The sequence below is a fragment of the bacterium genome (assembly GCA_030247525.1).
Classification (GTDB): Bacteria; Electryoneota; JAOADG01; order JAOADG01; family JAOADG01; genus JAOTSC01.
The window spans coordinates 1-20,678 of sequence record JAOTSC010000049.1 but is presented as its reverse complement, the minus strand read 5'-3'; the positions used below and the strand labels follow the sequence as shown (position 1 = coordinate 20,678).

Annotated in this window: 18 protein-coding genes; 15 read left to right on the top strand and 3 right to left on the bottom strand. The window is 48.6% G+C overall.

Annotated features, from left to right (window positions below):
• The 3 genes from OEM52_06600 to rpsA form a co-directional block, all read left to right on the top strand.
• On the top strand, positions 1–1,955 hold a 1,955-nt coding region (locus OEM52_06600), incomplete at its 5' end, for a hypothetical protein (GenBank protein MDK9699794.1).
• 232 nt (positions 1,956–2,187) lie between these two features.
• Entirely contained in the window at positions 2,188–3,918 is a 1,731-nt protein-coding gene (locus OEM52_06595) for a S8 family peptidase (GenBank protein MDK9699793.1), read from the top strand.
• A gap of 338 nt (positions 3,919–4,256) precedes the next feature.
• Entirely contained in the window at positions 4,257–6,041 is a 1,785-nt protein-coding gene (gene rpsA / locus OEM52_06590) for a 30S ribosomal protein S1 (GenBank protein ID MDK9699792.1), read from the top strand.
• A gap of 268 nt (positions 6,042–6,309) precedes the next feature.
• On the opposite strand, the gene lat is transcribed toward rpsA, so the two are convergent.
• The 3 genes from lat to OEM52_06575 form a co-directional block, all read right to left on the bottom strand.
• Entirely contained in the window at positions 6,310–7,653 is a 1,344-nt protein-coding gene (gene lat, locus OEM52_06585; GenBank protein MDK9699791.1) for an L-lysine 6-transaminase, read from the bottom strand.
• 315 nt (positions 7,654–7,968) lie between these two features.
• Positions 7,969–8,340 carry a hypothetical protein gene (locus OEM52_06580; GenBank protein ID MDK9699790.1) on the bottom strand — a complete coding sequence of 124 codons (372 nt, stop codon included), beginning with the start codon at positions 8,338–8,340 and terminating at the stop codon, positions 7,969–7,971.
• A gap of 29 nt (positions 8,341–8,369) precedes the next feature.
• The gene (locus OEM52_06575) at positions 8,370–9,416 is read right to left on the bottom strand and encodes a Gfo/Idh/MocA family oxidoreductase (GenBank protein MDK9699789.1); all 1,047 of its coding nucleotides are present in this window, start codon (positions 9,414–9,416) and stop codon (positions 8,370–8,372) included.
• Positions 9,417–9,595: 179 nt separating this feature from the next.
• On the opposite strand from OEM52_06575, the gene OEM52_06570 reads away from it, so the two are divergent.
• From OEM52_06570 to OEM52_06515, 12 genes are all read left to right on the top strand, one after another.
• Positions 9,596–10,186, top strand: coding sequence for an RsmD family RNA methyltransferase (locus OEM52_06570; GenBank protein MDK9699788.1), 591 nt, complete (start codon positions 9,596–9,598; stop codon positions 10,184–10,186).
• A complete protein-coding gene (locus OEM52_06565; GenBank protein MDK9699787.1) occupies positions 10,183–11,157 on the top strand; it encodes a hypothetical protein in 975 nt (324 codons plus the stop codon). The genes OEM52_06570 and OEM52_06565 overlap by 4 nt, the downstream gene beginning before the upstream one ends.
• Positions 11,158–11,248: 91 nt before the next feature.
• Positions 11,249–12,175 (top strand): hypothetical protein, encoded by a 927-nt coding sequence (locus OEM52_06560; protein MDK9699786.1) that lies wholly within the window; start codon positions 11,249–11,251, stop codon positions 12,173–12,175.
• Between the two features lie 108 nt (positions 12,176–12,283).
• Positions 12,284–13,564: a hypothetical protein gene (locus tag OEM52_06555; GenBank protein MDK9699785.1), complete on the top strand. Its 1,281-nt coding sequence runs from the start codon at positions 12,284–12,286 to the stop codon at positions 13,562–13,564.
• Positions 13,565–13,869: 305 nt separating this feature from the next.
• A complete protein-coding gene (locus OEM52_06550) occupies positions 13,870–15,381 on the top strand; it encodes a hypothetical protein (protein MDK9699784.1) in 1,512 nt (503 codons plus the stop codon).
• A gap of 3 nt (positions 15,382–15,384) precedes the next feature.
• Positions 15,385–16,329, top strand: coding sequence for a hypothetical protein (locus OEM52_06545; GenBank protein MDK9699783.1), 945 nt, complete (start codon positions 15,385–15,387; stop codon positions 16,327–16,329).
• A 29-nt stretch (positions 16,330–16,358) separates the two neighbouring features.
• Positions 16,359–17,216: a hypothetical protein gene (locus OEM52_06540; protein MDK9699782.1), complete on the top strand. Its 858-nt coding sequence runs from the start codon at positions 16,359–16,361 to the stop codon at positions 17,214–17,216.
• A 21-nt stretch (positions 17,217–17,237) separates the two neighbouring features.
• Complete coding sequence (locus OEM52_06535) at positions 17,238–17,954, top strand: hypothetical protein (protein MDK9699781.1); 717 nt, start codon at positions 17,238–17,240, stop codon at positions 17,952–17,954.
• A gap of 64 nt (positions 17,955–18,018) precedes the next feature.
• Complete coding sequence (locus OEM52_06530) at positions 18,019–18,597, top strand: hypothetical protein (GenBank protein MDK9699780.1); 579 nt, start codon at positions 18,019–18,021, stop codon at positions 18,595–18,597.
• Positions 18,594–19,091, top strand: a complete 498-nt coding sequence (locus OEM52_06525) for a hypothetical protein (GenBank protein ID MDK9699779.1) — start codon at positions 18,594–18,596, stop codon at positions 19,089–19,091. The genes OEM52_06530 and OEM52_06525 overlap by 4 nt, the downstream gene beginning before the upstream one ends.
• 128 nt (positions 19,092–19,219) lie before the next feature.
• A complete protein-coding gene (locus OEM52_06520; protein MDK9699778.1) occupies positions 19,220–19,918 on the top strand; it encodes a pyridoxine 5'-phosphate synthase in 699 nt (232 codons plus the stop codon).
• Positions 19,905–20,678, top strand: a 774-nt coding sequence (locus OEM52_06515) for a hypothetical protein (protein ID MDK9699777.1), incomplete at its 3' end; no start/stop codon positions are given. The genes OEM52_06520 and OEM52_06515, both read left to right, overlap by 14 nt.

Genomic DNA, 20,678 nt, shown 5'->3' with positions numbered 1-20,678 from the left:
TTAGGATGACAATGAGTCAAGGAACTTTTCAATTTCGACAGCAAAAGATACCACCGAATTGGATGAGAAGACTCTTCCTACCAGTTATACTGCTTGTCGTTTCGATTGGTTATGCGAAAACCACTTTGGAGTGGGATATCGGTTCCGATACCCTCGACTTTGGTACTCGGGTTGCCGGTATCGAACATTCTCTCGCAGTAACGCTATACAATACCGGTAAAGAGCTTCGTACTCTTGATGAGTGGCAAGCCGCTTGTCCCTGCTTGCGATTACTGGGAATGCCAAAAGAGTTACCTGCTGGTCAATCGGCGCTTATTCAAATCTATCTAAAATCCGAGCCAATTGAGCGTGGCTACTATGGATCCAGTCTCTACATCCTGTCCGATGAACCGACCACACCAATCCTCCGGTTGCCAATTCGGGTAATTTGGACCGACAACGAAGGTTCGATAGCCCCCAATCCTGCCGACATGCCGCAGCAACTTGCGCCAGAAAACTATCAAGAATCGTCGATTCCATACCAAACACCGACACCAGTTTCGCCGGAAGAGCAACAGCAAATCCAGCGCGACCACAATGTCAGAGTGCTGATGTCCGATCCGAAATTCGATTCAATTGTACAGCATATTCCCGACTCATTACGTGAGCAGTTCGTTCAGTGGTTGTCAAGCTATGTCGCAAGTAACGTCGCTGGAACACCACCAGCTCCTTACGGACAGCAACCACCCAAAGTAGATGGTACCAACGGCGTTTTGTATCAAAGTGATTCGTTAATAGAAAAGCCGACTGAACTGACTCCTCGAATGTTCGACAGTTTAGCTGCCATCTTGAGTGGGGAGGAGTGGATTCCACCGGAAGTAATGGAAGACGAGTTTCGGAAGCAGGTGCAAGTGCCGGTTGTCGTGGGATTCTTTCACTCCCATACCTGCCGGGTTTGCCGGAAAGCAAACGAGCGAATCGAGCGGGTTGTAATTGCTTATGGCGGACGTGTCCTCCTGAAACACTGGTACACCGAAACCGATAGCGGACTGGCAAGACTCATCGAATTGCAGCGGAAGCATCAAGTAAGAGCCGATCCATTTCTCGCAACAATCGGGCGGTTTGCGTTTTACAATCTCGCATCACTCGATTCTTTCCAGCAATACGTCGATACGATGTTAGCCCTTCCCATCGAAGAGCGGATACTCCTCGATAGACCACAGGAAGCAATGGACATTCTTCGCTCTACTGCTCAAAATCTTTCGTTCTGGACATTGGTGGTAGCGGGATTATTGGATGGGATAAATCCGTGTGCCTTTGCGACATTGGTCTTTTTCCTCTCAATGATATCCTATGTCGGGGGTAAGAAGCGCGATTTACTTTTGGTCGGGATTCCGTTCACAATCGTAGTATTTCTCACGTATCTTTTGTTAGGAATCGGGGCATTTGGGATCCTGACCCAACTGGATACATACCGTTGGATTTCGGAAACGTTATTTATTGTAACCGGCGTCCTGTTACTGGTTCTGATTGCTTTTACTTTGCGCGACATTTGGGGGTACCTCAATGGAGCGCCACCAAGTGAAGCTATCTTGCAATTACCAACTTCACTGAAACGCCGGATTCACGATACGATGCGGGAGTATCTAAAACCGGGAAGATTAGTTTTCGGTTCCATTGTAATCGGATTTTTAGTTACGCTCTTTGAATCGGTTTGTACCGGACAAGTCTATTTGCCAACAATTGTTATGATGTTGCGAGATCCTCAGCTAAGTGGTATGGCATGGCTGAATCTCGTCATTTACAACTTGATGTTTATCGCACCATTGCTTGTGGTTTTCGCATTTGCCTACAATGGTGTGTCATCTAAAGCGATTGGTGACTGGAGTAAGCGGCATTATGGGGTGATAAAGTTCCTCTTACTCGGAACTTTCATCCTTATCTTTGTCATGATGCTACTTGAATGGCTCCAATAGCATTGCAACAGTTGGGCGTTGGTAGGGGCGTATGGCATACGTTCAATGCCGTAGCCGCGACATTCCTGTCGCGGTGCTTAGGGGCGGAATACAAGGTTCGATACACAAGGGATAGGGGCGGATTCCCACGCCCGCCCGTGTCATTGCGAGCGAAGCGAAGCAATCTCATTTGGGATAGTATAAGAAAGGGTGGTTACGGGCTTCCAAGCCCGTATCAAATATTGAGTAAAAAATGCGAACTGTCATTACAACCTGCATACTTCTTTTACTCATGACGCTGTCCTTCGCATCGTCGGCGAACGATACACCTCGCTGTTGGGTATTCCTCCGCGACCCTGTTTTTTCCCCGGAGCAATTGCAGGATGCCCTGCGAAAAGCCGAAGCTGACCTAACTCCACGTGCAGCATGGCGACGTTCGAAAGTCCGTTCACAAGGCAATTTAGCTGATGCGAATGATATCCCGATTCCTCAATACTATCTCGATTCGATTTCTGCTCGTGGCTATGAAATTGTCCATGTCTCGAAATTCCTCCGGGCAGTAAGTGTTCGGGGAAAAAAATCCGAAGTTGAACCGTTAACCACACTCAGTTTCGTTCGCAAAGTCGAACCGGTTGCTGTTTCATTATCCGATCCGGAAGTACCCGCCAACATCGATTCACAACCGGAACCACAACTACCACCAAGCGACCGCGAAAACCTCTCGCTCGATTGGAATCCGTCCGATTATGGTGTTGCCTATAATCAATTGCGCCGGGTGAATATCCCCGCCGCTCATGATCGCGGATATGCCGGACAGGGAATTATCGTTGGTGTATTGGATGCCGGTTTTGCTCGAATGAAGCGCAACTACTATGGCTTTACGACCCCATATCACATCGTTTTCGACAGCTTGGACATTCTGACATGCTACGACTTTGTCAACAACGATTCCCTTGTTATCAATCAACCATTACCCGATTCCGGTGATGGCAGCCACGGTACAAAAACACTCAGTACAGTCGCCGGATTTGCCCCCGGTAGTTATATCGGCGCCGCTCCCCGCGCATCGGTCATACTTGCCAAAACCGAGAACACCGTTGTCGAAAATCAATTAGAAGAAGATCATTGGGTCGCTGGAATGGAGTGGGCGGATTCGTTAGGTGCTGATATTATTAGCAGCTCACTCTCATATCGGGCATGGTATCCTTACAACCTGCGCGATGGCGATCATGCCATTACTACAGTTGCCGCCGACCTCGCTGCCGCTCGCGGTTTACTCATCTGTAATTCATCTGGCAATCAAGGTGCATCTTCAGTCCCATGGATAAGCTGCCCGGCTGATGGAGACTCAGTCCTGACAGTCGGTGCGGTTACAGCCGATTCAATCTACGCTTCCTTTGCCAGTCGTGGACCAACCTACGATGGACGAATCAAACCCGATTTAGTTGCCCAAGGGAGTAATGTCTATTGCGCGGATGCTGGGTCTACAAACCAGTATACAACAGCTTCTGGAACGAGTCTTTCGACCCCGATTGTCGCTGGGGCTTGTGCTGTTGTCTTATCGGCTAATCCGCTTTTAACACCGATGGAATTGTTAGACATCCTCCGTAGCACTGCTACCCGTGCAACCAATCCTGATACCTTCGTCGGATGGGGAATTCCTGATATCAATCGTGCGGTTGATACTGCCTTAGCCCGTGCTTCCGCGTGCCCGCCGGAAGGATGCATTCCCTTACTACTGCCGGAAAAGCATACGCTTCGTGCCTATCCCAATCCATTTAATCCAACAGTTACGTTGTATTTTGAACCTGCAACATTTCACCGAACGATTGAAGTATATGATCGATTGGGTCGCATCGTCACCATTTTATCTGTGACTCCCGGAGTGTCAACGGCAAACTTTACCCCCAATTCAACCACAACCGGGACTTACTTCCTCCGGTTTCCGAATTCACCTGTGGTTCGAGCGACCTTTTTACGGTAGAAACTGCCGAATTCCTTCTACATAAATAGTTTAGGCGATAATTGAACTACCTAAATGTTAGTAAGCTGTTTCTGAGACTCGACACTTCAAAAACAAACAATTCTGTTGCCCTGCCACCTTGTTTGGATATTTTGCTTTCCACCCGGGTCCTATGTACCTTTCAAAGCTGTTCCCATCGAAAGGATCACGACAGGAAGAGTATAATTTGTTGATCCGTAACTGACTAACTCGTTTCACTCACGTTTCTGTAGAATCTCCGCATCATGCGGTTAGTATCGACCTAGTGTTAATAATTCACTGGCACAACGCGGGAGGAACAATCGAAGGAATGCAAACGCATGCACATTGAGGAGAATCTCGAGCCTACCACTCCGATCAAACGTACCGGTAAAAAAGTTCGCATCGATCTACCCACCGAACCTGGCGACCATACTTCCGACCAGATCGAACACTTCTCAAGTCTGATTAACATGACAGCATCGGATATTCAACCCGGCTCTATCGTGAAAGGTCAGATAACGTCGATTTCCGAAAAAGAAGTCACGATCTCGTTGAACTATAAATCCGACGGCGTAATCGACCTCGAAGAATTTACCGATCTCGAATCATACATTGTCGGTTCTGAAGTAGAAGTCTATTTCGATTCGATGGATAACGAAGGACATCCTGTTCTATCGAAACGAAAGGCGGATCATTTCCGCGTCTGGGAGAAAGTAAAAGGTCTGTACGAGCGCGGAGAAACCGTTCAAGGCAGAATCGTCAAGCGGATCAAAGGTGGTTTGGTCGTCGACCTTATGGGAATCGACGCCTTCTTGCCCGGTTCGCAAGTCGACGTTCACCCGGTACGCGATTTCGATACACTGCTTGGCAGAACGATGGACTTCCGCATCATCAAGGTGAACGAACAACGCCGCAACGTCGTCGTTTCCCGTAAGGTGTTGGTGGAAGAAGGTTTGAGCGAACGTCGCTCGGAAATTCTCGTTACGCTCCACAAGCTGATTATCGAAGAAGGTCGCCGCGATGTTATCATCGAAGGTACGGTAAAGAACATTACCGACTTTGGTGTCTTCGTTGACCTCGGTGGCGTTGACGGTCTCCTCCATATTACAGATCTTTCGTGGTCGCGTGTCGAACACCCATCGCAGGTTGTCCAACTCGATCAGAAAATTTCGGTCAAAGTGCTCAGCTACGATCCCGACAAGCAACGCATTTCCTTGGGTCTCAAGCAGTTGCAGGAAAACTACTGGGACGATATCGAAACCCGCTTCCCGCTCGGCAGTAACGTCAAGGGGAAAGTGGTTTCGCTTGCCCGTTATGGCGCATTTGTCGAATTGGAAAATGGCGTTGAAGGTTTGGTGCACGTCAGTGAGATGAGCTGGACGCAACACATCAAGCATCCATCACAAATCGTTCAAGTTGGCGACGAAGTCGAAGTCAGCGTGCTCAAGATCGACCGCGAATCCCGCAAGATTTCGCTCGGTATGAAGCAAGTGACACCGGACCCGTGGCTCACCATTGAGCAACGCTATCCTATTAACAGCAAGCATCAGGGTATCGTGCGCGATCTCGTTCCGTTTGGTGCATTCGTCGAATTGGAACCTGAAATCGACGGCTTGATCCACATCAGTGATTTGTCTTGGACGAAGAAGATTCGCCACCCCAGCGACATCTTAAAGAAGGGCGACCAAATCGAAGTCATGGTCGTTTCACTCGACAAAGATGAACGCCGGATTGGCTTATCGCTCAAGCGGCTCGAATCGAATCCGTGGGACGTTTTCGCTGACACTTTCCCAATTCACTCCCGTACTGTTTCCAAAGTGGTGCGTTTGGTGGAGAAGGGAATCATCGTCGAGTTACCCTACGGAATCGAAGGCTTTATTCCAAACAGCCTCCTTTCCCGTTCCGCGGAAGGTCCGAAACGCCGTAACCTTAAGGCAGACGACCTCTTGATCGTAGAAGTTACCGAATTCGATAAAGACAATCGAAAGGTGATTTTAACGGCGCAGGAATTTGCCAAGGATATTCAAATGCCGGGCGAAGACGAAATGCCGATGCCGTTGCCGAGTGGCGCTCCCACAATTGGCGACATGGTCAGCGAACGTAAGGAAGATATCGAAGAGTAATTCCTCTGCTGTTTCTTGTTACGAAGAGGTGGACATCCAGTCCACCTTTTCTTTTTCCTTGGATAATTCAAAACTTGATTGTCTTACATCACTACTTGACCTTTCAAAGCATGAGCGCCATGGAATGAAGCAATCCCAGTCGGAAGAAACGTAACACAGCCAATTCTGTATTCATTTATACAAAAACCGTCACCCTTACGAGTGACGGTTCTTTCATTTGTGGGTACCCGCAGGTCTCCAGACCTGTGAATTGAGTAGTTAACATTTCTTACTTCTTCGCAGCAAACAATTCCGCTGCAATCCGTAACCGCTTCAATCCTTCATCAGCCTCAGCCAATGTGAGATTCAATGCCGGGCGGAACCGGATACTGTGCGTACCGCAACCCAATACCGCCATCCCATTATCCCACAACAACTTCAGGAAATCGCCTCGCGTCGTACCATCGGGGAGATCGAAGGCGAGGAAGAGTCCCTTCCCACGAGCATTACTCAAGAACTTGAATTCCTCTTGTAACTTATCTAAACCGGTAAGGAACTTCGCACCAACAACATTCGTATTGTCGATCAACTTCTCATCGCGGATGATTTCGAGATATGTCGAAATTCGGTACATATCGACGAGATTGGCACCCCACGTGCTATTGATCCGCGAAGATTCGTGGAATACGTTGTTCTCAATTTCATCGATTCGGCTATTCGACAAGAAGCCGCCCACTTGCATTTTCTTCGCCATCGAGAATATATCGGGCTCGATATCGAAATGCTGGAAGCCCCACCACTTACCCGTTAATCCAACGCCGGTCTGTACTTCATCGAAAATCAGTAAGGCTTCATTCTCATCTGCAAGTCGCCGCAATTCGCGAGCGAATTCGTTGCGGATGTGGTTGTCGCCGCCTTCCCCTTGAATTGGTTCGATGATGATCGCGCAAATCTCGTCGGGATTGCTGCGAAACGCTTGTTGAATTTGCGCAACTGCGAGCTTTTCTAACTTTTCAACCCGTTCGATTTCCTGCGGCGTCACGGGATAACGCAGGGAGGGGTGGATCACCCGCGGCCAATCGAACTTGGCGAAGTAGAGATATTTTCTCGGATCGGCAGTATTGGTGAGCGAGACGGTGTAGCCGCCACGACCGTGGAACGCATTCTCAAAGTGAATGACTTTTGTGCCGAGTTCCTTCCGGTAGCCCTTCTGGAAGTTTTTCCGGACTTTCCAATCCATCGCGGCTTTGATTGCATTTTCCACTCCCAGCGTACCACCAGATACCCAGAACGAGTACTTGAAGTTTGCAGGAGCGGCGATGTTAAAGAATGTTTCCACGAACCGAGCCATCTCAACTGTGTAGAGATCGCTGTTAGTGATGTTATTTAACGCAACGCGTCCCAACTCCTTCATATACTCATCGTTTCGCATTTTCGGGTGATTAAATCCGACCGGTGACGACGCGAAAAACGTGAAGAAATCGAGATATTCTTTGTTTGCTCGTGAATCATAAATCCAGCTCCCGTGGGACTTATCGAGATCGAAGACGATGTCGAAGCCATCGGCGAGCATGTGTTTGCCAATCGTCTCATGGACATTGGCGGGGGTAATCGATTTTGGATCGAAAGACATGGGAAAATCCTTTCCACGTTTCACCAGCACAAAATCTGTGCAAAGAGAAAACGCAACGCATAAGGTGCAACTTAGCTAATTATTGAAGAAACAATGCGTACCGGTTGCTTCCACAGGGAGAACCGGCGGAGAAGGGGAGGGATTAGGTTTCAGCCTTGATCCACTCCATAAAGATGAGTTTGCGGATGAATTTTAACATAAGTAAAGGAAAAAGCGTAAAATGCTTTCATAAGAAGATAACTCGGGAAAGCAACTTCCCCAAATTATCGGGCTCTGACATGTAACATCATAGAATCGCTTGTATTGTACGAACTGCTACTTCACTAACCAGGCTTCTGCTTCGGCTCGGTTCGTAAATACTTTTACGTCGAAGCCGCGGTTGAGACATGCTGTTTCGTAAAAGGCGACTTCCTGTACAGCCGCTTCTTGTTTCGGAAGAAGGATTGCTTCCCGAAACCGCACGTGTACACCACCTGCCGAGTAATTGGAAATTAAAGTAAAAACATCGGCAAGGGTATGACCACCGGTAAGTAATGTACAGTCGGCAAGAAACTTAATGGTATTGTTTTCTTGCGCTAAATTACCTGCCACGATGAACGCATCGAACAAATCCTTTGCAGATACTTGTCCAATGTAATTCAGCTCTACACATTTTAGTACACTGTTGTATTGTGCTCCCCAAGGCACATTACACCCCCACATTGAGAAGGTAACTGCTACCTCATCGGTCCGATATCTACTGCGATCTCGTGACCGATCTTTGCTGTCTCGTAAATTGCTTCCACCACTTTAAGGGCCTGCAAACACTCTTTCGCGGTTGCTCCCGGAGCCAACGTTCCGGTACGCAACACTTCCACAAAATGTTTAATCTCCGATTCGTAACTTGATCGATGAATGTCTATTGTCTTAAGCGATTTCAACGGGAAGTAACTATTGATTCTCTCATTCTCAAGGAGATGAATGTGAGTCGGGTTCATGTGTGCTCGACCATTCGATCCAGCAATAACCGTCCACGCCTCACTCTCCTTAGCTGGCAAACTCCAAGTCACTTCCAAAGTCATGACGATTCCTTTATCGAAGTAGATCGTCGCCATCGCATAATCCTCGCCATTCCCTTTATTCCGGATTTTCTTGGTTACACCCGAAACCCGAACCACTTTCGGATACTCTAACATCCAGAGAATGAAATCGAGCATCTGAATCCCGTAATCCATCATCACACCGCCACCAGCGATCTTTTTATCGCCTACCCAAGTCGGACGATTCCATGTATCGTACTTGGTCATCCAACCACAGCGAATTCGAAAAATTTCACCTAATCGACCTGCTTTTACATAATTTTTTACGACCCGGACGTCTTGCCGGAAGCGTTGATTCATTAATACCAAGAGATGTTTTTTCGCTTTGTCGGCGGCGGAAATCATTTTTTCCGCTTCGGCACTGTTTCGTGCCAGCGGTTTCTCGACCATTACATGAACACCGGATTGCAGTGCACCAATCGCAAGCGGCATATGGCTATTGTTGGGAGTGAGGATAATGACACCATCAATACCGGCATGAAACATATCTTCCGGAGTCTCATACCAGCGGATGCCGTTTTTCTGTGCATAGCGTTCGCCTTTTTCGCTGTCGAGATCGCTGATACCAACTAAGTCCACCCCTTCGATGCTTCGCAGAATCGGGATATGGACGACTTGTGCCATCGTTCCAATACCAATAATGCCTAACCGGACTTCATTGTCGCTTTTCTTCTTAACTGGCATGATTTACTCCTGAAGTAACTATTCGCAAAGTAAATCACAAAGCCGCTTCCCGCAATTCAAATTGAGTTACACATCATTTTTTAGGGGTGAGTGACCACACATTTACCGTGATGGAATAACATTTCATAGTCCGGGAAAAACCCCGTATTATATTGACGTAATAAGAAAAGGGTAACTTTGTGGCACGTATCACCGGAGGAGAAGGAAAAGGCCGTCATTTGGTCAATGCTCCAAAAAGCCGCCCTACCCCAGCGCGAGCGCGAGAAGCATTGTTCAACATTCTCGCACCGGAGTTGCCCGATGCTTTCTTCTGCGAAGCCTTTGCTGGCGGTGGTAGCATCGGCGTCGAAGCTTTGTTGAGGGGTGCGAAGACTGCTGTTCTGATCGACATTTCTTTTGGGGCAGTTCGCTCGATCCGGCAAAATCTGGAGCGCACTGGTTTTAACCACTTGGAACGCGAAACATGGCGTAACAACGTTGGGCAGTCGGCAATCGTTTGGCAACAGGATTTTTATAAAGCGTCGCGCCATCCGCTTCCCTTCGGAGAAGTCGATGTTTGTTTTCTCGACCCCCCTTGGTCAGACGTTTCCTTTGTAGAACTTTTTCAAGCGATAGCCGATTGTGTCTGGTGGAAGCCCGATAGCTTGATTGTATTGGAACACCCGTTTCGGGTACCGGCACCGGATTTACCCGGATTTGAAACATCGGATCGTCGCCGCTACGGTGATGTTGCTTTCACAATGTGGCGAAAGGAGAACTCTCACTTATGACGAATCAACCGAACGATCCTGAGAACAACTCCGAGGAAACTCCTTCAATATCCGAACAGTATCCGAAGCAAGAGACACCACCAACCCACGGTGTTCCCCCGATGCGTCGACTGGCTCCGGAAATGCTCCAGCCATGGCTCCATCGGGTGATTAACGATACTTTCCGCTTCTTCATCGAATCACCCATGGCAATTCTGATAGCGGCATTGTTCCCACTCTTGGTCGATTTCATTATTCCTCCATCGGTCTCGCAAAACCTGGTGAAAGTTAAATTCGATGAGAACATCACGAATCCCATGCAGTTGTTCAATGATGGAAAGTTGTTGTTTATCTATGTCGTCTTGATGATTGTCACCACTGTGATATCCTATGGGGTGATGTTTCAATGGATCGACCGAACTCGCCGCAATCGTGGATGGGGAGTTGGGGACATCCTATCCGGATTTGCGAAAACACCGCGCATTTTTTTCGCGCTGCTTATTCAGATTTCGATAACTTTCATACTTATGTTGGCGGCGCTTCCCTTCGGCGTGTTCGCCGCGATGAATAGTTCGTTGACGTTTCTGCTTATGGCGGCGTTGTTGGTCTTAGGAGCTTTCTACATTGTCCGATGGCAACCTAAGTTCGATTACTTTTTAGCGGGAATGGCTACCACCAAAGAACCGGTTAACATTCTGTTGCGTGAATGGTGGGAATTGCCCGGTTGGCTCTGGATGCGCTTCTTAGCATTGCTCGGCATTCGCTTCTTTGTCGGATTTACAATTTCGATACTCTCATTGATATTCGATTATTTGCCGAATGGGGAAGTGTACGCCCCTTATCTCCAGAATTACATTACCACCGTTGCCGGTTTGGTGATGCTTGCCATGACAGCCGTGGGATTTGCTCGCGGACGTGACGAATGGGCAGAGTTAACCGAACAAACTACCAGTGAATCCGATTCCTCAAATACTCGAGAATGGGTCTTGTAGATTTAATTTATGCTGTTAGAACTTGATTGGTAAAAATTGAGTTCAAAATCTGGAAGGATAAATCGAATTGCCTGAAACCACGGTTCACACCATGACACGTTCCTTTTGGGAGCTACTCCCAGAGGCAAAGCTGCTTCTGGTTAAGGCGTGGATACCATTGTCAGCGTTCGCTTTACTTTCAATCCCCTTTTGGTTTTGGATGGGTTCTTGGCAAACCCCTGATTATTCCATTCTCTTGATAAATCCCCGTTCTTTCATCATCGGATGGATTTGGCATTCCGTGAAGTTATCGTTAGCGGTCGCCCTTGTTGCCGTAATAACCCTTGCTCCGGCGACCCGCTGGTTACTTCTCCTGTACCGTAATGTGAAAACCGATGTCTCAATTGCCGATCTCTGGATCGGTGCTGCTATCCCCGCTCTGCTGGATATGTTGATCGGACTTACCGCTGTCTTCACTGTCGTTGGCGTTAGCGTTGCTTTGTTCATTCTTTCGATGCAAATCTTACCATCTCAAGGAATAGCGCAGATTACCCTTGCTATCCTGGTCGCGGTCGTATTCTTAGTTCTAATTGTATCGGTGTTACTGATGATTGTCTATCCTCGCTTACGGTGGTTGGCAATCGCCTCGTTGTCAGGCGATGCGCCGTTGAGCGAGCGACTCCGAGCTATGATTCGCCCTCATAAGGGAATGCAAAAAGTGCTCTGGAGTGTAACCGCTACCGAGCAGACCTTTGCCTTCTGTTTATCGTTGGTGGGTGCGATTCTGGCATTTCTGTTCATGCCCCACGATGCTATGATTCCGAGTTATTCACTTAATGCGATTCTCCAGTCACAGGAACCGTTATCAGCATTACAACCACCACCGGCTACATCGTCAGGTCCGCTTTTAGCCCTCTTGAATTCCCTTGGCTGGTTAGCGATTTGGGTATTTCTTCCGGTTTGGGTGGTTGCGTATGAGCGGATGCCAAAACCGGTTACCGCCTTGACAGAAGCAAAATCCAATCGTATACTCCCATAACACCATTCTCTCGAAAGGAACAGTATCGCCGGTTGCGCTTGATTACTTTATGAAATCCGCCTGTATAGCGGATATTGCCGACATTTCGTATTTATATTGTTGCGGCGAATGAAAAGCGTTGGAGGTGAATTGTTCCGGGTCTACTTACTTCTTCCCGTACTTCTATTTTTGTTACTCAGCGGTTGCGTCGAGGAAAAAGACGCGAACGTTACTACTACACCCGATAACAGCAGTTTCGGTATCGACGTATTGGATGTCGATACTATTTTTGTTGCGTCTCTGCAATCGAGCACCATCTTACGTGTAGCAGTTGGTACCGGCATTGTTGCTGATTCCGTTTGGATTGAAATAGCCGCCGATAGTACGATTCGCATTCCCCTCGCTGACGATGGCAGTGCACGCTATCTCGCCACAATCGCTTCGCCGTTAACGACGACAACTTCCCACGATTTGATTCCAAACGATGGAGTTTGGTCTCGGCAAATCTACTGTGGCGCATTAGGAGTCGCGAGTTCTCCTCTCCGCTTTTTTGCTTACCGCAACACCGAGTTAAAACAAGTCTCTGCCAATTGGCGAGTCGTCGCAAATCAACCACCGTATATCGCAAATGTCACCGCGCCTGATTCCGTTTACAGTGGCGTGGATACATCACTAATCGTCTCTGTCTTCGATCCCGATACCGCTTTCGTAAGTGGTGTTAGTACTGTTACTGCCGAAATCTACGACGCTGCCGACAACTGGAAACGCACAGCACCGCTAACTGCAAACGCTGGGAATCAAAGTTGGCGATTAGAAATGCCCTATTCATTTCCTGCGCGCTTAGCGACTGGAAACTATCGCTTCCAGTTAATCGCAGAAGATGTATTGCACGACACCGTATCTACTTCACGAGTAGTTTGGTTAGAGAATCTTCCCCCGGTTGTCGATTCGATCCAACTAATTGGTTCTACTGTAATCGGTAATATCGTTTACTTTGATTCAGTGAGTCACGATACGGTGCAGTTTACATTCGATGTGACATCCGACGATCCCCAATCGCCGTTTGATGTAACATCGATGCGGGTTCGGTTGGCGAGGGATATGATACCGGGTTCAACCATTTATGATTCTACCTATCGCGAAGGATTTGGAAACGATATCACGGCTGGCGACGGAAAAATCGCCGTGACATTCCAACTGGACGACCGCAATCGTCCCCGGAACCCAAACTTGGTGCGGCTGCCCTATGATCATTATCAGATTACATTTACAGCCAACGATGGCGGTGGAAATCGCAGTATCGATACGACATTCAATTTTCAAATTCGGGTTCCAGAGTCCGCGAGGAAAAACGGACAAGTACAACCTATGCGTTCAACGCGGTTCGTGAAAGTCCCGAATCCCTTTTGATTTTCGGTAGGACAGACACTCCTGTCTGTCCATTCTGTAGGGGCGTGCCGCTCACGCCCATATTAGATTCGGGTAGAGGCGGACCATCGTGTCCGCCATCAAGAAACTAGTGCGGACTGGTCTCTAAACCTGTAATCAATCTTGTCTATCGTGTCATTGCGAGGAAGCGAAGCGACGAAGCAATCCCAGCAGCGACTTTACCAGATAGGTAAGTAAAATGATAGTTACCTGCATTTTGCAGGTACGGACAGGACTCCTGACCTGTAAGAAAAATCATCATTGTGCAGTTAATTAATCGAATACTTATGAAATCATCAATCTTGTTCGCTGCTTTACTTTTCGCGTTACCAGCGTTAGCAATGACACCGGAACGATATGGCTTGCGTACATTTCGCAATTCGATTGTACAAAGTAACGGCAGCGCATCCACCGGACGGTTGTTATCCAATTCAGTTATCGATCAAAAAGTCGATTCCTTGAATGGCGGCATCTGGCTTGCTACTGGCAATGGAATCAACTTCTGGCACATCGTCGATAGTATGATTACTTCGATTCCTTCCGGCGAAAAAATCGGTCGTGGTGGAGTCAGTGCATTGGTTCCGTTCCATGACACACTCTGGGCGGCAACCGCATACGACGAGAATATCGACGGCACCGTCTATCCTGCCGGTGGCGGCATCGGTTGGTCCTATGATGGTGGTGAAACATGGCGTTGGCAACCGCAGCCGGTCGACTCCCGCGACTGTACCTCCTATAGCCCAACCACGACTAACATTCAAAACCTCACCTACGATTTATCGGTAAGTTCAAATGCAATCTGGGCGGCATCATTTGGCGGCGGACTGCGGAAGGGAACCCTCCATCGCGATACTATCTCTTCCGCACCGCTGGTTGTTAGAGATTCGGTACATTGGCGCGCACGTCCCCCCGATAACAACCCCTTTTCCGCGTTAGCCTATTTAAACCATCGAGCTTTTTCGGTTTTAGCCGAGAACGATTCGGTTATCTGGTGCGGCACCGCTGGTGGCGTCAACCGTTCCGAAGACGGCGGCGAGACTTGGGCGAATTTCTCGTATTCACCAACCGATAGTTTTTCGTTAGCGGGGAACTTTGTCGTCTCCTTGCATTTACAGCGCCATGCAAACGGTACAAAAACCCTCTGGGCTTCGACTTGGAAAGCCGAAGGCGCTAGCGAAGAGTACGGCCTCACTTACACCAATGATGACGGGCGCACGTGGCATCGCACCTTAATCGGTGAAAAAATCCATAACGTGACCTCTGATAGCATCGCTGTCTATGCCGTTGGTTCTAATGGATTATTCAAATCCATCGACGGAGGCGAGACTTGGGGACAATTCCCGGCAATCCGCGACGCCAATGGTCGGGAACGCTTTGTTGAGCAGGAGCTGTACTCGGTTGCGAGCGCATTTAATCGATTTACGATAGGTGGCCCTGATGGCTGGGCGACATCGCGTGATGGTGGCGGCAATTGGAGTATCGGTCGATCCTATATTCCCACCACCGATCCCGGACAACCAGCCGTCTATGCCTACCCCAATCCCTATAGCCCGGAGCGGTTTGGGGCGGTGCGGTTTCAATATTTTCTCCCTCATTCCGGCGAGGTATCGTTGACCCTTTACAACTTCGCAATGGAGAAAGCGGGTACCATTCTGAAAAAAGCATCACGTGCTCAAGGTGATAATACTGAGATCTGGAATGGTCGCTTTGATAATGCTACGCTTGCAAACGGGGTCTACTTTTATAAACTGGAAAAGCCCGGCGGAGTCGCATGGGGTAAACTCATTGTTCTTGATTAAACTATGCTGAAACCAATCCAAATTCTTTTAGTGCTACTGCTATCCACGAGCTGTTTTGCCCAAACCACTGCGGGCAGTATGGCGGGTAGTTTCCTACGTGTCGGAGTCTCTGGTCGTACGAAAGCGATGGGGAACGCCGGCACCGCTCTTGCCAGTGGGTATAGTACCAGTTTCGATAATCCGGCATTTCTACCTGCCTTGAAACAACGAAACATCGGACTGACAATGCACCGGTTGGCATTGGATCGCAAATTCGCGCACCTTGCCTATGCAATGCCACTCAAAGGGGGAGCTGGCATATCTTTATCGTGGATAAATGCCGGAGTAGACGACATCGACAGCCGGGATACCGATGGCAGTCCGTTACCTGCCCTCGATTATCGCGACAACGCTTTTGCGCTTGGCTTTGCCATCTCACCCGTTCCAGACCGCGTCTCGATCGGTTTAAACTTTAAAGTATTCTACGGACTATTCCCGGGTATCAAAGACGATGGAAAGTCGATCAAGGGAACCGGTGTTGGGTTCGATATCGGTGGTCGAGTCGAGTTACCCTATAACATTACAGCAGCTTTTGTTCTAAAGGATTTAAACTCTAAGTACACTTGGAACACTGAAGGCTACTGGAGTCAAGGCACCACAAAAATCGACAAGTACCCGGTACAAACCCGGATAGGTCTTAGTTATCGCTGGCGTGAGTTAACAGCGGCAATCGATGGCGAATTCTTGAAAGGGATTCAGAAACTCCATACCGGAGCAGAGTATCGATTCTTTAAAGTTGACCGCTACGATGCCCTGTTACGCGCTGGAATCGACGGCAAAGCTCCCACCTTCGGGCTCGGTCTCGCTATGCCGTTCTCTACAGTGAAAGCCCGGCTCGACTACGCATACATCGTCGAATCGATTGCACCGGAAGACACCCACGTGTTGTCGTGGATGGTAAATTTCTAAATCGTTTCTAACGAAAGTAACCAAACCGCATGAAAAGTATCATCGCAATAATACTCCTGACCATCGCAACCAGCGTCTTCGCGGCTACTCTCATTGGCGGTGAAGCCGATGGTAGAACTGTTGCGTTAGCAGAAGCCATCGGATCAACCCAAACGGGTCCCATGTCCATCTGGAGTAACCCGGCCGGGCTGCTCTCCACATACTCCGCCAGCGCCTTTCTGGGTATGCATCGCGGGATTGGCGACGTCAAAGGATCGCATCTTGCCGGTTCCTTCCGAAAAGAGAAGTGGGCTTTCGGTATGATAGCTCGTACGGCAGAATCTTCCGATTTAGAGCGTCGTGACTTGCCGACCTATGCCGCCCAGGGAACCTTTGGTGTCCGGGAAACGAATTTTGGCATCGGTATTGCCAATGCCATCTCTTCGCGTCTTAGTGCAGGATACAGTGCGATTTACCGCTACGACCGGATCGAAGACGATGTCGCGACCGAATGGCGGCACTCCCTTGGGATGCAAATGCAATGGAATCCTGCGCTGCGTTCCGGTTTTGCATTCCAGCAACTGTCACTCTCCAGTAAATCGAACGACGGCGTTTCCATAATGCGGGCGGGAACCGAGTATCGTCGCAGTCTCCCCTTCGGCACGGAACTATGCGGTGCTGCTGATCTCCAATGGTACAACGAAAAAATGCGCGCCGGACTTGGCGTAGAGTGGACATTGCTACATGTGTTATCGCTCCGCTGCGGTTATCGATTTGGATTCGATTCACAAGGTCTCACTTATGGCGTCGGTGCTAAATGGAAGAGCTTTTCCTTTGATATGGGAGTAACCCCCTTCGAGAATGATTTGGGATCGTCTACAAAAATCTCGATTCGCATCGACGGGTAAGCGAGCGGCAGGAACCAGTCGATGCCATCACCTCAACAATCCATTACCCGCCGGTTTGGTAGCTATACTATGACTTTGTTACCGGAATCGGCACGAATCGCTCAATTCACTAACGATGTACAACGTCGCCTGACCGAGTATATGAAAGAATCGGCGATGGCAGGCTACACGATGGAATCGGGTACCCAAGTCGGTTTGCCGGATATCTTTCGTTATCTCTCCGATCCCAAAATTAACGGTTTTACTCTTGAACAAATCGCGAAGGAGTTTGGTGGTCGTGAGGTAATACTTACCCGTTCAGTAGAGTACACCACAGGAAGATGTAGCGTAACCGGTTTGCTCGATTCCCAAGCCTACCTCCGGGGACTCGATAGCGGAACAACTTTTCATGCTCCCAAATTAGCTGAGAACCTGTTGCATTTTATCAATTTTGGCAAAACTGTGATGGCTCTACTTGGCACCGACCGCTATGCGACAATCCGCTTTTCAGTGGAGCACTGTTATGGCTATACCTTCTACTTCAGTGGGATGTTCAAAACTACCGAGATGCGCGGTCTATCGTTGAAAATCGACCAAGCAGTACCTGTTATTGAGGGGCGCTTCGATTCTATGGCAGATTCTTTCCCTGAGTCGGATATCGGTGTTTTTGATCGGATGTTTGTTGAGCTATTCCGTTGGTTCGGTTTTCATGCGCATATTGGTACTGTCGATGAAAACTGGCGCCCCCATGTTCGGTGATTCAAAGCATCCTTACAAAAGAGTACTTCTCCCACTTCGAAGAAGTATCGAGGGTTTCTCGCACTTGCAACGAATTCGATTGCTACTTCTGTTTACGATTGCGATTATCATGTTAACCGGTAGTGGATGCCTACTGTTATCGAACCGGAATGCTGAATCACCTACCGATGAAGGCGGCGGTCGAACACCCCCTTTAACTGCGGCTGAGCTACTTTCGACTCTTGAGACGGCGATAGTTCAGCGCAATACCGTTCTATATATGCAATCGTTTGATTCCGACAGTTTTCGTTTTATCCCGGACGAGGAATCGGCTACTCGTTACGGTGCAGTTTTTAACGATTTCAATTATACCCGCGAGCTACGCTTCTCTCAATCGTTGTTCAATAGGGTGAATCTCCCGGTTGATAGTGTTTCCGAAGCCGACTTTACCCTGTTATCCGAGCAACCTGCGCTTTCCGGCTTACAAGTTGAGACTGCCTACACCATTCGTTTGGGTTTAACAGTTGCTGTCGAACAAACCGTTACTGCTCGTGCCACTCTAATGCTTGTTCGCGCCACCGATGGTGGATACAGTATCTTGAGTTGGCGAGACATCCGCACTGGCACTGCACCAACCATCTCCGAGTGGAAAGCGGTGCTATGAGATTGTTTGCCGCCATATTGTTGCTCGGAATCCTTTTTGCACTTACCGGATGCGAACACAATCTCTTTGCTCCACAGAGAGGAGACGAACAATCGGGACTCTGGAACGAACAAGCCTCAGTCGGCGGGCTGTTAGCGAATTTCACGAACAGTTATCTTTATCGTGATAGTTCACGATATGCCGATTGCATATCGGAAAGCTTTCTATTCACATATTATGATCCCGACCGGGGGAGATATGACCAATGGTACCGGATAACCGATTTAACTGCGACCGGGGCATTGTTTCGTACCTATGATGATATTCGATTAACTTTCGGGACACTTTCATCGGAGGTTTCGTCACTCAATCAATCGGATACCCTCATTTCCTTTCAAGTTTCATTCAACTTGGAACTTGGCGACCAGTTGCCGATTTTTGGTTATGCTCGGTTTGAAACCCGTAAGGAAACCGATGGTAAATTCCGTTTCGTTTCGTGGCGTGACGACTTTTAATTCCGTCGCTCAATTCGTAGCTCAGACAATCCTGTCTGAGCATTCCATCGGACAGACCGCCGCGAATTCTGTCCATCGTTCGGTCTGATAGACACGATTGTGAACAACCAACCAAGGATACCTGTTTTGTGAAACTTGCCGTCAACATCGATCCCATTTTACAAGCCGCCAAGAGCAATGTCGCGCTCCCAACTCTATTTGCCGTCGCGCATGAGTTATCGCAAGCCGGCGTCTCCATGTTGGATGCATCGCAAACGGGAGAGTGGGAAGGCGATAGTAAACGCGACTGGAAACTTGTCTACGAGAATATTCCCATCGCATGGAATATTCACACATTGCCCGTCCGCGAAGCGGTTGAGCGAGCACTCCAGCTTCATCCGGAGCGTATCACTTTTGTGAAGTTTTCAGCAAAAAATCAGGCGTTATCAGTCGCTCCCGACGACCGCTCCTTCGATTGGGGAGAATTAGTGAAATTAGTACGAGAACACGGAGTTGATCCCTATCTCCGAATCGATCCCGAATTGGATGCGATCAAACGCGCCGCGAAACTCCACTTTGCCGGGCTTGAGTTCGATTCGGCTTTGTTGTCTTCTCTGAAAGGAGCGGTTTTAACCGAGGCGGTATCAAAATGGAATGAAAATGCCGTCGCTGCTTGGAAACTCGGGCTTGGCGTATGGGCGTCGGCAAAAATCCGCACCGATATACTATCATCGTTGCATACTATTCGCGAAATCGAAGGAATCTCAGTGCAAGAAGAATTTTGGGCACGGGCTACTCTCATCGGCGTCGAACGCACCGTAACCGGGATCCGCCATGCGATGGCATAACAAATTTACTATCATCGGTTGCTGCGCTTTCGTAACGGCACTTTTCCTCTTTGGTTGTGAAGGAAAAGAGGGCAGTTCCGGTAAACAAATCGCATTACCAGATCATACACCTCCAAACATCGAATGGTTATTGCCGCTCGCTACTGATACCTTAAGTCCCGGCGACTCCTTACTGTGGAAGATTACGGACGATAGCGGTGTTGATTCCATTATCATTTATGTTGACGGGTATGTTTTTACAATGGGACAACGCGACACCTTGCTTGCTGATCGGTACTTTTTCGTGTGGGAAAATGCGATCGATTCCGGATTGCACACGATTACCGCTCGCGCCGTCGATCCCAACGGGTATGCATCACTCTCCCCGACTAAAATGATCAACGTCAGTCGGACAGGCTATCGATACCTCCAGAATTTTCGCGGGATTCTTTCATCGCCACCAGATGGTTACCCACTACCCGATACAATCGATGGAACTACCCGCTATGCGGTCGACTTGCAGACGACCAGACGTTGTTCATTATCATCTGTTGAGTTTTTTTTATCGTTTCCTGAAAGCGATTCGACGATTCAAAACATGCAATTTTACTTGCTGTCAAAACGGAACGGTGCGCCGGATGCAATCCTCGATTCAGTAATCGTTCCTGTTCGTGAGCTTAACAATCTTGCCTTCACATCGATACCGGTAAACTATTGGTTGGAAGCAGATTCATCGTATTACTTCTGTTTAACGTCGCCCCAGGATAACGTAGTAGTACAT